Raw genomic sequence first — 12,954 nt, 5'->3', positions numbered from 1 at the left:
AGCGGCATGTCCAGGATGGCCTGAGCCTGATCTCGCTGAGCTTGAAGCGCTGCATCAAACGCTCAAGGGGGCGAAGTTCGTATTCTCGGCACTGCGGCGAATGATCCGGATGACTCCCTGTCCAGATTGGCCAGGGCGATGGAGCAGGCCTCGGCGGGATGTGGGCGGCGTTCTCGCCCGCCTGTAATGTATTCCGAACGGCGGCGGATCGATTTCGCGACGGTGCTCGATGAACAGTTGCAGCATGCGCTTGAGCGGAGAGGAGCCGCAGGCTCGCCGTCGACCAGGCCAGGTTGTTGAACCCGTAGGTTTGGCGCATTGGCGTCAGCCGGTATAGCTCTTCCAGCAGGTCTTTGGCTCCACCCTGCGCCAGCAGCTCGACGACGATACGCATAATACCTTTGCCGGTCGGACTCGTCTCTCAGGTCACCGATGCCTTCCAACCGTCCGTCGCGCACCAACTCGGCGATGCGCCTGACCACACGTCCATTGTTCGTCTGCAGGGGCAGCTCGGTGAGACCAGGCGGCTGCGGCTGCGGCCACGTCTCGACGCACTTTGGCCTGACGGTGAGCTTGATCCGCCGCTGCCGTAGGCGGTGAAGAGATCCTGCCGACCCTCTTTGCTGTCACGATAGTGAAGACAATGCCGCCTGTGGCGAAATCGGGTCCTTTGATGAAGTACAGTGATGTTCGAGTGATCTCTTCGACCGCCAGTGGTCGATGACGAACGTCAAAGCATCCACCACCTCACCCAGATTGTGAGAGGGGATGTTAACGCCGCGCCCACGGCGATGCCCGAAGAGCCGTTCACGAGCAGTGTTCGGGAACGCCGCCGGCAGCACCAACGGTTCTACGAGCGTCGTCATCGAAGTTCTCGATGTCCACTGTGTCGGCGTCGATGTCCTGGAGGATCGTCTCGCCGAGGGCCGACAGCTTCGCTTCGGTGTATCGCATGGCAGCGGCGCCGTCGCCGTCGATCGAGCCGAAGTTGCCCTGCCCGTCCAGCGGGGCATGGCGCATCGTGAAGTCCTTGCGCCAGCCGCACGAGCGCGCCGTACACCGCCTGGTCGCCGTGCGGGTGGTACTTGCCGAGGACCTCGCCGACGATGCGGGCGCGCATTGTTGGGTGCGGTCCGCGCGCAGGCCCATGTCGTGCATCGCATACAAGAATCCGCCGCTGGACGGGTTTCAGGCCGTCGCGGACGTCCGCAGGTCGCGGTCTTCGGTCGTCTTGGCGGCGTACAGGCGGTAGGCGCGGTCGAGCTTGGCGTGAAGTCCAGCGTCTGGATGTCGACTGGGCGCACGTCGTCGGGGGGGTCATCGATCAGCCTTCCTCATCGATCAGCCTTCGCCGGCGAACTCGGCGAACCCGGTGAACTCGACGTCGTCGGCGCCCCGGCGACGAGTTCCTCCGCCAGCTCGTCGAACGTCGCCTGCCGTCCCAGATCGCCATCAGCCGCGCCTTGCGGGGCCGACTTGCGCCCATCCAGAGCTGGGACCATCTGGTTCGCCTGGGGGCGTCCTCGACGGTCACGCGGAAGAGGTTGCGGTTGGCGAAGGGAGTCGGGCCGCCTTCCGTCTCGGGCAGGCTGAAGACCGTTTCCTTCAGCTGGCTCGGGTTCATCTCGCCCAGGCCCTTGTAGCGCTGGACGCTCGTGCCCCGCTTGCCAAAGCGGGCGATGACCTGGTCGCGCCCCCTCCCGTGTAGGCGTACTGCTCCGCTTGCCCTTGCTGACCTGGTAGAGCGGGCGCGCGGGCCACGTACAGCCGGCCGGCGTCGATCATCGGGCGCATGAAGCGCCAGAAGAGCGTGAGCAGGAGCGTCGTTATGTGTAGGCCGTCGACGTCGGCGTCGACGAAGATCGCGATGCCGGCGTAGCGCATGTCCTCCACCTGAAAGTCGCGCGCGATCCCGCCGCCGACGGCCGAGACGACGGACTTGATCTCGGCGTTGGATAGGGCGCGGTTCAAGCGGGCGCGTTCGGTGTTGAGGATCTTCCCGCGCAGCGGAAGAATCGGGTGAAACCCGTTGTTGTGCGCCTGCTTGCAGCTCCCGCCGGCCGAGTCGCCCTCCCGACGATGAGAGCAGGGTCCGGCGCCGTTTCGGCGTTCGGCGACGTCCGCCAGGTGCCGGGCAGGCCGCTCCGTCCACGGCATCCGGGATGTTTTGCGCATGACCAGGCTGCGCCTGGCGGCGGGTTGCTCTCGCGGGCGCGGGAGGCGGGCCAGGCAGCGGTCGGACCATCTGCCGAGGGCCGAGTCGGACCGGAAGATCTCGAGGAGTTGCTCGTACGCTAAGTTGAGCACCTGGCCGTGGGACGGGTCCCGCGCTGAGCTGGGTCTCGTCTGCGAAGTGAACTCGGGCTCGGGCATCATCACGGACAGCGCGACGGTCAATCCGGCCGTCGTGTCGCGGTCCGTGATGTCGTCGTCGCCCTTGATCAGCTTTTTCTCCCGGCCGAAGACGCCGGATGTCGCCTTGTCAGCGCCGCGCGGAAGCCCGATACGTGCGTCCCGCCGTCCGGAGTCGGGATCGTGCTTTTTTCGACGAAACTGAGGATTTCCTCGTCGTCGTCCGTGTGGTACTGGAACGCCGTCGACGGCGACGCTGCTCGGTCTTGCCGTGGATCCGGTCCCGGGGCCGGATGGATGACCTTGCGGCTCGTTCAGGTGGCCGATGAGCCCGGCAGCCCGCCCTCGTGGTAATTTCGCGCCGGCGTCTCCGGTCCGCGCAGGTCGGTGAGGGTGAGGCGCCGTGAGGCCGGGGATGAGGTAGGCGGCGATGCGCAGCCGGTGGGCGATCGCGCGAAGTCGAAGCCCGTGACCTCGAGGAACTCAGCTGAAGGAACGTGATCGTCGTCCCGGTGCCGAGCTTGCGATCGGCCATCTTCTTCGCCGCCGTCGCCGCGTCGGCCGACCCCACGACGCCGACGGCCTTGCGGCCCTCGGATCGAGGATCTCGACCGTCGACTTGACGTACCCATGCTCGTAAGCGCCGCCGATAGATTCCCCTGACGCCGTCCTGCCGGACCTCGACGACGAGCCACGCCGACAGCGCGTTCGTCGCCTTGATCCCGACGCCGTGCAGCCCGCCGGACGCTGTAGCTGTCCTGGCTTGAACTTGCCGCCCGTGTGGAGCTTCGGGGAACGCCATCTCCAACGCCGACAGCCCGCTGGTCCGGATGGATCGCCGTCGGCACGCTTTTCGCGCCCGTCGTCCACGACCGTGGCGCTGCTGTCCGCGTTCAGCGTGACGTCGATCCGCGAGCAGTGCCCGCCCATCGCCCGTTGATGCTGTTGTCGACGATCTCGACCAACAAGTGCCCGAGGTTGCTCCGGAAGCGATGTACATCCCGGGCCGCTTTTGGCTGGTCTTCGGGGAAGCTAAGGCCGGTGATGGTTGATTGATGCCGTAAAGTCGGCCCCGTCGGTTCGGCTCCGCAGACGGCGCGGCGCGGCGCGGGTTGGCGGGCGGCGGCGGTGCGGCGCCGTCGGCGATGTCGACGGGCAGGCCGACGGCCGCGGGATCGCCATCGGAAGCCGGCTTGGTCGCCTCACCACGCATGCCATCGAGGTCGAGCAAGGGCTGGGCGATCGTCAGTGGCGGTCTCCGGGCGTGGGCGATGACCGGCCGACTTTCGGCCGAGCGGGATTATACGCATCGAAGAATAGAACATTTGATCGACGAGCGCAATTAGCCGCCCCCGCCGACCGACCACCCCGGCCCGCGCGGTGCTAGCCCTTCGTGGTGACGCCCGTCGCCGCAGCCGCACCGTCGCTGCAGCAGCAGCCACAGCCGCCGCCGCCGCAACACCCGCCGCCGCAGTACCTTTGACCCTCTCTCGCAACACCCCAACCGTCGTCCGATCCTCGCTCTGCGAACCCGTCGTCGTTCATGCGATCCTCCTCGGACTCGTGGCCGGTCGCGCTCGCGATCCGGCTTCGCTTGGGGGGGCCATGGCGAATCTTCGCCACGACCGACCGATCGACCGTCATCGATGAGTTGGCTGAAAAAGGGTTGCGGTCACATCCGCGCTCAGCCGCCCGCGGCGACGATCGGCGCCGACGTCGACACGGGCCGCGGTCCTCGCAGCACGCGTCCACGGTCGCCGCGGCGGCCGTCTGCGGCGCGAATGACGTCAGCACCTGGCCGCAGTAGGACCGCGACGCGCTCTTGGTCCAGCGCGTAGAACGTGTTGCCGACCATCCCGCCGCAGCCGCACCAGGCCCGCGTCCCGCAGCAACGCCAGGTGGTGCGCGACCGTCGGTTGCGGCCACGTCGCCGCCCAGTGAGTCGACGATCGCCGACCGAGCGCACGCAGCAGCATCAGTCATGATACGCCGCCGCGTCGTCGGCGAGGATCTTGGCGAACGAGACGGCGGTGGGTTGGCTTGTGGTCACGGTGGGTTTCCAAAACCAATACATCGATGATGGTCGAGCGTCGATTATATCGATCATGGTCGGATGTCAATCGTGGCCGATGGGATGGATCTCCCCGGACGGAGGAGGGTTCGCGGCTACGGCGTGCCGCCCTTCACATGCGCATCGGAAGAACGCCATACTGACCGCGCCAGCGCCGTCGAAGGTTCGCGCTGATGTTGTGGTCGTCGCCCGGGTAGCCGAACAGTGTCACGTCGCCGCCGACGGCCTCGATCTGCGTGACGAGCGTCTCCGAGAAGCCGAACGGCACACACGCTGTCAGCCGTGCCGTGGTGAAGTTCGATCGGGCCGGACAGGTCGGCCAAGTAGGTGCCCGCCGACAGCGGTGCCCACGCGGCGGGTTCGCCCGGCTCGCCGCCGAAGCGCGACGAGGTCGGTGCGCCAGCGCCGGCCCGCGGACGACGACGCGCCCAGCCCGCCGGCGGTCGCAGCGGGGTCCGCGTCGGCGCGCCCGGACGGCGCCAGCGCGTGAGGAGAGGTCGGGGTGAAGGGCCACGACGCCGGCCCAGATGACGCCGGCTTTGAAGGCGACCGTCGTGACCGTCGACCGCAGGGTGATCCAGCGCCCATCGAGTGGCCCCACACGCCGATCCGGTCCGGGTCGACGTCGGGGCCGCGCCCTGAGGAGCGGTAAGCCCGTTGCGGACATCGGACGTGTAGCCCTGGTTGCCGTAGCCGCCGGACGGTATCGCCTTCGCTCGCTGGTGGCCGCGGTAGTCGCCTTGAGGACGACATAACCGTTGGTGGGCGAACGCATCCACGTAGGGGCGATGTAGCGCTCGGTCGGCGGTACTGCGCCGGCGGGATGCAGCCGTGGTTGAAGACGATCGCCGGCCAGCCCGTCGGCGGCGGATCGCCCTGCGGCACGGTCAGCAGCGCCTGGATGGCGAGGCCATCCGAGGGGTAGCGTACGACGGTCTGGGTGTAGTTCCCTTCGCGCCGAGCTCGCGCACGACGGTCAGCGGCCCGCCGGGGTGGTCCTTCCGGCGCAGGAAGTCGACCGACAGCTCATGGGCGGCGGCGTTACCGTGGCGGTGGCCGTTGCAGAGGCGATGGGTGTCGCGCTCGCGATGGGCGACGGGGTGGCCGTCGGCGGCGCGGGCGTCCGCGTCGGCCGAGCGGTACAGCCGACGGCCAGCAGCGCGGCGCAGACGGCCAGCGCGAGCGCGGCGGGGCGGCCGGCGGGAGAGGGCACGGGCATCGTCAGCTCCTCGGAGTGGGCGAGGGCGTAACGATAGCGGGTGGGGGGGCGGTGTGACGATCGGTGCGACGGCAGCCGGGGTCGTCGCGGCGCCGTGGATGCTGTCGCTGTCGCTGACACTGTTGCTGACACCAATCCGCGCCAGTTCGGCCCGTTGTCCGACTGCCTGTGGGGCACCCCCTTGTGGGTGCCCCTACATGGGCGTCGCGATGGACGACACGGCCGAAACACGGTGGTTGGGTATGACCCTATCGCAGGCGCAGGCGCAGGCGCAGGGGCAGGGGCAGGGGCAGGCGACAGCGATGGCGCGGCGGTGGGACTCGCCGCGAGGGGGCGAGCGGCCTCAGGGCGTGTCCGCCCCCCGCCCCGCCCACGGCAGCAGCGCCCGCCCGACGTCCCCGCCGCCCGGCGGCCGCACCGTCGCGACAGGCGTCGGCCCGCCTGGCGGCGGCGTCGGCGCCGGGCCGCGCTCGGTGTCGAACGCCACCATCGCCCGATCGTCCTCGTCGAACGACCGCCAGACCTCGACCCGCCGGACGTCGGCCGCGGACCACTGGCCGCGCGATGCGGCGGCGGCGCTCGCGAACCGGCCGGTGGCGTCGGCGGTGAGCGCAAACGTGACGTCCCTTCGCCTGCGCCGAGACGACGCCGCGCGGCAGCATGAAGCGGATGTGGACCGTCGCACCGGCGTCCGTGCGGCCTTCGACCCGCGCAACGGGTGCCAGTCGACGGCCAGCGGCGGGACGGTCAGGCCGCGGATCTCGCCGTCGGCCGTGGCCGCGACCGAATCGCCCGCCTGCAGGCGCACCGCGCTGCCGCCGCCGTCGGCAGCGAGCGTGGCGGTAAAGCGCCCGAGGGCGTCGGCGACGGCGGTGCCGCGGGCGGCGGGGCCGCCGGGGCGGGCGAGCGTCACGGCGACGCGCCGGCCGGCGTCGGCTTCGCCGATGACGCGATCCGTGTCGACGAGGGCCGTGATGCGCAGCGCCCGGCTGAGCCGGAAGTGGCGATGGCCGGCCGCGTCGAGGACGGCGGCTTCGAACGCGGGCGGGCGCGCGGACCCGAGCGAGCTCGGCAGCAGCGGCAACCGAGCGTCGTACGCCCCGCGACCGTCGGCGGTGGCCTGGCTGGCGTAGGCAAACGATGTCCGCTCGATCGGATCGGCGCTTTCGCGGGAGGCGCAACTGCCGGCCGGGTGCTCGATCGAGACGACGGTGCCCGGCGGCGCGTTGCCCGCACCGCGGCCGGCGGCCCGGTCGACCCTGAACGTCAGCACGGGCAGCGTGGCCTCGACCGCCGTGCCGTCGACGACCGCGCGCACGACGTCGCCTGCGGCAGGACGACCGGCTGGCCCGTCGGCACGGCGCAGCGGGATGCGGAAGCGGCCATGGGGGTCCGCGCCGCCGCTGCCTTCCGCCGCCCGGCCGTCGCCGAGCGTGGCCGTGGCGTGCACGACAGCCCACGGCATGGCCTGGCCGCAGACGCTGTCGCCGCCGTGCGGAACGTTGAGGACGGGCGTGGCGACCCAGCGCCAGGCGATCACGCCGTCCGGCACGCGGGCCTGCAGGAGCGCGCCTGCCGGTGGTCAGACCCGTGCGATGGCGTGCCGATGCGGTGAACGCGCCGGTGGCGGCCACTTCGGCGTAGCCGACGTCCCAGTCGGCGCTCGTCAGCGCGAAGCCGGTCGGGCGCTGGACGTCCACGGCGCTGCCGGGCGGTGACGCCCCGACGATCGCGCCGTCGGCCTGGACCCAGCGTGCCGACAGGGCCGGCACGGTGAGGGTCAGCGCCGCGCGGCCGGCGATGCGCTGGACGACGACGTCGCCGGCCATCGGTCGGACGTGTCTGCCTGCCGCGTCGTGCGGATCGACGTCGAAGGTCAGCCCGTCGTCCACGAGCCGGCGTCCCGAAGCGATGGCGCGACCTTGTCGGAGCACCGTCACGTCCACGGGTGCGCCGGCGGCGCCGCGACCCCAGATCCGGCCGACGCTCAGGTCGGCGATCATCGACGGGACGACGACCTGCGCGGTGACGATGTGCGGTCCGACGCGGCCCACGATCTCGCCCCGGTCGTTGTGCTGGAGCGGGACGTCGGCGGGCAGCGGCGTCTCGAACATGCCGTCCGTCCCGGCGCGGACGACCCAGCGCCGCTCGCCCCATCCGTCGCCGGTAAGCGCGACGGTGAACGATGCGTTCGGCGCCACCCGGCCGCGAACCGTCCGGCCCGGCAGATCGACGTATGCCGCCATCGGCGGGACGGTCAGCGAGCTTCGCGAAGCGCCGACCGTGACGGTCACGCGGTCGCCCGGTCGGAGGGCGGTGGGCGCGCCGACGGCGTCGACGAGCGGGACGCGCCATACCGGCCGATCGATCATCGTTGCGTTCGCGTCGTCGGATCGACGTTGCACGACTCCGCGCCCGTTTGCGTCCGTCACCTCGAATTCGACCGCCTGCCCCGACGGCCCGAAGCCCTCGGCCGTCACGGACTGCGCGTCGATCCGGAGCCACGGCCGCGCGAGAACGGCCATCACCGCGTTGCCGTCGGCCCGCTCGGCGGTGACGGCGTACAGGACGAGCCGGTGGGCCGGCAGACGGAAGCCGTCGGGGTTTCGCAGGTCGGTCAGCAGGACCGCGAACGCGCCGTCGGGTGCCGGGCTGAGCGGCAGCGTGGCGCGGTGCAGGAACCGGCTGTCGGCGAGGTCGTCCAGGGGCTGGAGCGGGTCGGGGTCGCCGTCGATGGCCTCGAGGACGGTCAGCGTGCCGCGCGTGCCGACGGGCAGCCGCCCCGTCAGCTGATGGCGGTCGGCGTCGAGCTGCAGCGCCAGGTCCGGCACCGTCCAGACCACGGGCTCGTCGCCCCCGATGGCGACCTCGACGCGTTCGCCCGGGGCGAGGCGGTGCAGCGGCCCCTGCGGCCCGCTCCGCGGGTCGTAGAGCGGGATCGGCCGCGTGCTGCCGGGCAGCGTTCGCTGCCGCGTCCAGCGGCCGAGTTGCGTCCCGTCGCGTGCGGCGATGGTGACGGTCACGGCGTCCGTCGGCCAGACACCGCGCAGCCGCGGCTCACCGAGCACGAGCCGGATCTGCGGCACGTAGCCGCCGCGGCCCCATGTGATGCCGCTTCCGTCGCGCCAAGCGTACGCGTAGCGGCTGCCGCGCGCGGGTCGCCCTGCCGGCAGCGCCCCCTGCCCCCGCGCGTCGAGCACGACGTCGAACCCCGACGGGCCGCCGAGGGCGTCGACCTCGACGAAGCGCACGCGGCCGCTCGGCGGTCCGGTGATCGTCGCCGGCGATGAACCGGCGCCGGGGCGGAATTCGAGCGGCGGGATCGTCGCCGCCGTGTGGGCGAGCGGGAGGAGCCCGCCACTGTGGGACACCGTGAGCCGGTCGCCGGCCGCGATCGGTTCGCCGCAGGACCAGCTGCTCCAAGCGGCACGCCCGATCGTCGTCGCACAGCTCCGCTGGCGCCCGCTGCTGCGGATGTCGATGGCCACGCGCTCGCCGGGCCGGCTGTAGGCGACCGGCTGCCGCAGACCAGCGCCGGCGATGAACTGGAAGGCGGTGCGGTGCAGCACGAACGTGTCGCCCGCCCAGACGCGCTGCACCTCGACGGTGTCGCCCGGCTGGACATCGACCGTGCCGGCGAGCCGGACCTCGGTCGTGCCGTCACCGCCGGCCGTGACGTTGCCGGCCCAGATCGAGCGCCCGGGCTCGCCGGACGAGCGTTGGCCGGTCAGGGCGCCACCGTCGCCCCAACCGTCGTGGCGGACGACGTCCGTGCCGGTCAGCGCCAGGACGTCGCGGTCGAGGATGCGGCGGATGCGGACGGCGAGCGTGGCGCCGGGCGGGCCGTGCAGGGCGATGCGGTCGCCGGGGGCGTCGATCTCGGCGTCGAGGGTGGGCAGCGTGATCGTGGTTGCGTCGCGGGCGTCGACCGAATTGCCGGCATGCAACACCAGCTTGTCGAGTTCTTCGAACGGCCGGTCGTCGTCCGTCCGCTCGGGCGTCGGGTCGGTCCAGGACAGAACGACGCGGCCGGTGCTGTCGGCGAACCCGAAGGCGTTGGAAGTAGAGGCTCTCGCCGGAATACCAGAACGCGCCGACCTCGGCGTACGGTGCCGCGCGCCACTCGACCGTTCCGCTGTCGAGCGTGACGGTGACGGGGGAGCGGGCGGCCTGGGCGGCGTGGACGGCCTGCGCCGGCGTCGTCAAGCCGCGGTGCGACGGGGCGGACGGGGTCATCGCGGCGCCGACGGCAACGGCGGTGAGAGCGAACGCGATGAGGGCGGCCTGGCGTGAGCGGGGCATGCGCGGCGTCCTGGGCGTGGCGTCTGGGGTCGAGGCGTCTACCATATCGGCCGATGGCCGGCAGCTACCATAGTCGGCCTCAGGCCGACGCCGCAAGCCAAGTCGGCCTCAGGCCGACGCCGCAAGCCGAGGAACGTGATGTCGACATCCGCCCAAGCCGCACCCCGCCGCACCGACCGCTTCTGGCTGACCGTCATCGCCATCCTGTCCGTCGTCGTCGTCGGAGCCGTCGCGTTCCTCATCCTCGGTCCGCGTCCGGACGGTGTCGCCGGGCGGCTCGACGTCCGGGCGCTGCCGGCGGTCAACGCCACATTCAACGGCTTGGCGGGCGTGTGCCTGATCGTCGGCTACGTCCTGATCCGCAGCAAGCGGTTCGAGCTCCACCGCCGGGCGATGCTCGCCGCGTTCGGGTGCTCGTCGGCATTCCTCGTGTCCTACGTCGTCTACCACACGTTCAAACCGGCGCCGACGCCGTACGTCGGGCCGTACCGCGGCCTCTACCTGGCGATCCTGCTGAGCCACATCGTCCTGGCGACGCTTATCGTGCCGCTCGCGCTCGTCACGCTCTACCGCGGCTGGACGTGGGACGTGAACCGGCACCGGCGGATCGCCAAGGTGACGCTGCCGATCTGGTTGTACGTCTCTGTGACGGGCGTCGTCATCTATGGGATGCTGTACGGTTGACGCCGTAATTCGGCCCTTGACATCCGATTATCCCGAGCGTAAGCTTCTCGCCAAGAGCAGCAGCACCGTCCGATCCGTCGGACCTGGTGCGGCTGCTGTTTTTTGTTGCCAGCCGGCCAGCCTCCCACGGACGGACATATGGGTCACCGGTCGCATCCCCTTGGATGTGCACTGGTGGGGGGAGGCGGTCATGTCCAATGCCGGCGCCGGAGCTGCCCGGGTCGATCGCGCCGCAGCGTGGCGATCGCCGCTGGCCATCGCGGTCGGTGGCGTGCTGTTGTTCGAGACGCTGACCGGGCTGTCGATCTACGTGCTCCCGTTCAGCGTCTCGAACGAGGTGATGGTCGCCGTTCATACGCTGTTCGGCGTCCTGTTCGTCCTGCCCTTCGGGTGGTATCAGATCCAGCACTGGCGGACGTATCGGCACTACGCGCTGTCGCACACGACGCTCACCGGCTACGCCGGCCTGATCGCGACGGCGGTCTGCCTGGTGTCCGGGGTCGTGCTCACCGTACAGGCGCTCTTCGGCCGGCGGATCGACTACGCCTGGGACATGGCGCACATCGTCTCGACGATCGTCGTCATCGCGCTCATCGTGCCGCACATCGTGTGGCTGGTGTGGCGGGACGGGCGCGCAGCACGGCACGACGCCGCGAGCGGCGTGGCGGTGCGGCAGCCGGTGCGCGTCGCCGAGCGGCGCTACGGCGTCCGCGTCGTGGCGGTCGCGGCGTTGTGCTTCGGCGTCGTCGGCGCGGCGCGGCTGGCGTATCGGGCGCCGCAGCTGACGGACGCGTTTCCGTCCGACTACCAGTACGTCTACGGGCCCGAGAAGCCGTTCGCCCCGAGCCTGGCGCGGACGGTCACGAACGAGGCCTATGACGCCCGACGGCTTTCCGGCTCCCAGACGTGCGGGACCTCGGGTTGCCATGAGCAGATCGTCAAGGAGTGGGAGGTCAGCGCCCACCGTTGGGCGGCGATGGACCCGGGCTTCATGAAGATCCAGGCCGTCATGGCCACCCAGAACGGGACCGAATCCACCCGCTACTGCGCCGGTTGCCACGACCCGATCTCGCTGTTCGAGGGCACGAAGAACATCTTCACCGACCAGCTGACCGGCAAGCACGGCTTCGACGAGGGCGTGTCGTGCCTGTCGTGCCATTCGATCCGCGAGACGGACGTCAAGGGCAACGCGAACTACATCGTCGAGCAGCCGCCGCGCTACATGTTCGAGCTGGGCGATCCGGACAACACCGCGGCGCGCTTCGCCCGGGACTTCCTGATCCGCGCCTACCCGCGCGCCCACGTCACCGCGCTGGCCAAGCGCGCCTTCAAGACGCCGGAGTACTGCGCGGCGTGCCACAAGCAGTTCATCGACCAAGAGGTGAACCAGGTCGGCTGGGTGCAGCTCCAGAACCAGTACGACAACTGGCGCAAGAGCCACTGGAACAAGCCGGGCGACCCGACGAAGACCGTCGAGTGCCGGGAGTGCCACATGCCGCTCATCGCGTCGACGGACCCGGCGGCGGGCGATGGGCTCGACTACAACCGCACGCCGGACGACGGCGCGCACCGCAGCCACCGCTTCCTCGGCGCGAACCAGATGATGCCGACGATGCTCAAGCTGGCCGGCGGCCAGGAGCAGGTCGACCTCGTCGCCGACTGGTTGCGCGGCGAGATCGAGGTGCCGGAGATCGCCGAAAAGTGGGAGACGGGCCCGGTCGTGACGGTCGCGCTCGAGGTGCCCGAGACCGCCGTCGCCGGCGAGCCGCTGTCGATCAAGGCCGTCACGACGTCGCGCAAGGTCGGGCACGACTTCCCGACCGGGCCGCTGGACATCATCCAGTCCTGGGTCGAGGTCGTCGTGAAGGACGACGCCGGCAAGGTCGTCTTCGAGTCCGGCGCGGTCGACGATGCGAACTTCATCCAGAAGGGGTCGTTCATCTTCAAGGCCGAGGGTGTCGACCAATACGGCAACTTGATCGATCGGCACAACCTCTGGGAGATGGCCGGCGTCCGCTTCCGGCGCTCGCTTTTCCCGGGCTTCTCGGACTCGAGCGAGTACACGTTCGGCTGCCCGTCGTCCGTCACCGTCCTGACCGAGCCGCCCGGCGCGGGCGATCACGCCTTCGAAGTGCCAAACGCGCCCGCCGGGGCAGGCGGCGCGCTGCACATCACGGCCCGGCTGCGCTACCGCAAGTACGACCAGTTCCTGCTGAACTACATGTTCGGCGTCGACTCCGGCATCACGGCACCGATCACGGACATCGACACGGCCGAGGCCGTCGTGCCGATCGTCCAACGCACGACGTCGGCGAGGTAGGGGACG

Annotated in this window: 10 protein-coding genes and 2 pseudogenes; 3 read left to right on the top strand and 9 right to left on the bottom strand. The window is 70.5% G+C overall.

Annotated features, from left to right (window positions below; genetic code table 11):
* Positions 1-807 precede the first annotated feature (807 nt).
* The 8 genes and pseudogenes from IPG72_14450 to IPG72_14415 all read right to left on the bottom strand — a co-directional run bounded on the left by IPG72_14450 (position 808) and on the right by IPG72_14415 (position 5,024).
* Positions 808-1,020: a hypothetical protein gene (locus IPG72_14450; GenBank protein ID MBK6770181.1), complete on the bottom strand. Its 213-nt coding sequence runs from the start codon at positions 1,018-1,020 to the stop codon at positions 808-810.
* Positions 1,021-1,030: 10 nt separating this feature from the next.
* Positions 1,031-1,321, bottom strand: a pseudogene (locus IPG72_14445) (hypothetical protein).
* Between the two features lie 3 nt (positions 1,322-1,324).
* Positions 1,325-1,624, bottom strand: coding sequence for a hypothetical protein (locus IPG72_14440; GenBank protein MBK6770180.1), 300 nt, complete (start codon positions 1,622-1,624; stop codon positions 1,325-1,327).
* Positions 1,621-2,175: a hypothetical protein gene (locus IPG72_14435; GenBank protein MBK6770179.1), complete on the bottom strand. Its 555-nt coding sequence runs from the start codon at positions 2,173-2,175 to the stop codon at positions 1,621-1,623. Before IPG72_14435 ends, IPG72_14440 begins: the two co-directional genes overlap by 4 nt.
* 87 nt (positions 2,176-2,262) lie before the next feature.
* Positions 2,263-2,505: pseudogene (locus IPG72_14430) on the bottom strand (DNA topoisomerase IV subunit B).
* Positions 2,442-2,651: a hypothetical protein gene (locus tag IPG72_14425; protein MBK6770178.1), complete on the bottom strand. Its 210-nt coding sequence runs from the start codon at positions 2,649-2,651 to the stop codon at positions 2,442-2,444. The pseudogene IPG72_14430 and the gene IPG72_14425 overlap by 64 nt, the downstream one beginning before the upstream one ends.
* Before the next feature lie 1,488 nt (positions 2,652-4,139).
* Complete coding sequence (locus IPG72_14420; GenBank protein MBK6770177.1) at positions 4,140-4,328, bottom strand: helix-turn-helix transcriptional regulator; 189 nt, start codon at positions 4,326-4,328, stop codon at positions 4,140-4,142.
* Positions 4,329-4,535: 207 nt separating this feature from the next.
* Positions 4,536-5,024 carry a hypothetical protein gene (locus IPG72_14415; GenBank protein ID MBK6770176.1) on the bottom strand — a complete coding sequence of 163 codons (489 nt, stop codon included), beginning with the start codon at positions 5,022-5,024 and terminating at the stop codon, positions 4,536-4,538.
* A 391-nt stretch (positions 5,025-5,415) separates the two neighbouring features.
* Between IPG72_14415 and IPG72_14410 the strand changes: the two genes are divergently transcribed.
* Positions 5,416-5,673, top strand: a complete 258-nt coding sequence (locus IPG72_14410; GenBank protein MBK6770175.1) for a hypothetical protein — start codon at positions 5,416-5,418, stop codon at positions 5,671-5,673.
* A 217-nt stretch (positions 5,674-5,890) separates the two neighbouring features.
* Here IPG72_14410 and IPG72_14405 read toward each other — a convergent pair whose 3' ends face one another.
* Complete coding sequence (locus tag IPG72_14405; protein MBK6770174.1) at positions 5,891-9,589, bottom strand: hypothetical protein; 3,699 nt, start codon at positions 9,587-9,589, stop codon at positions 5,891-5,893.
* A gap of 493 nt (positions 9,590-10,082) precedes the next feature.
* Here IPG72_14405 and IPG72_14400 point away from each other — a divergent pair, with 493 nt between their 5' ends.
* Both IPG72_14400 and IPG72_14395 read left to right on the top strand, forming a co-directional pair.
* Entirely contained in the window at positions 10,083-10,628 is a 546-nt protein-coding gene (locus IPG72_14400; protein MBK6770173.1) for a DUF420 domain-containing protein, read from the top strand.
* Between the two features lie 190 nt (positions 10,629-10,818).
* On the top strand, positions 10,819-12,948 hold the full coding sequence (locus IPG72_14395) for a hypothetical protein (protein MBK6770172.1): 2,130 nt from the start codon (positions 10,819-10,821) through the stop codon (positions 12,946-12,948).
* Positions 12,949-12,954: the final 6 nt, after the last annotated feature.

It is taken from the genome of Candidatus Avedoeria danica, assembly GCA_016703025.1.
Lineage (GTDB): Bacteria > Chloroflexota > Anaerolineae > Epilineales > Epilineaceae > Avedoeria > Avedoeria danica.
Note: the sequence above shows the minus strand (reverse complement) of the source record. Positions and strands in the feature narration are given on the sequence as shown.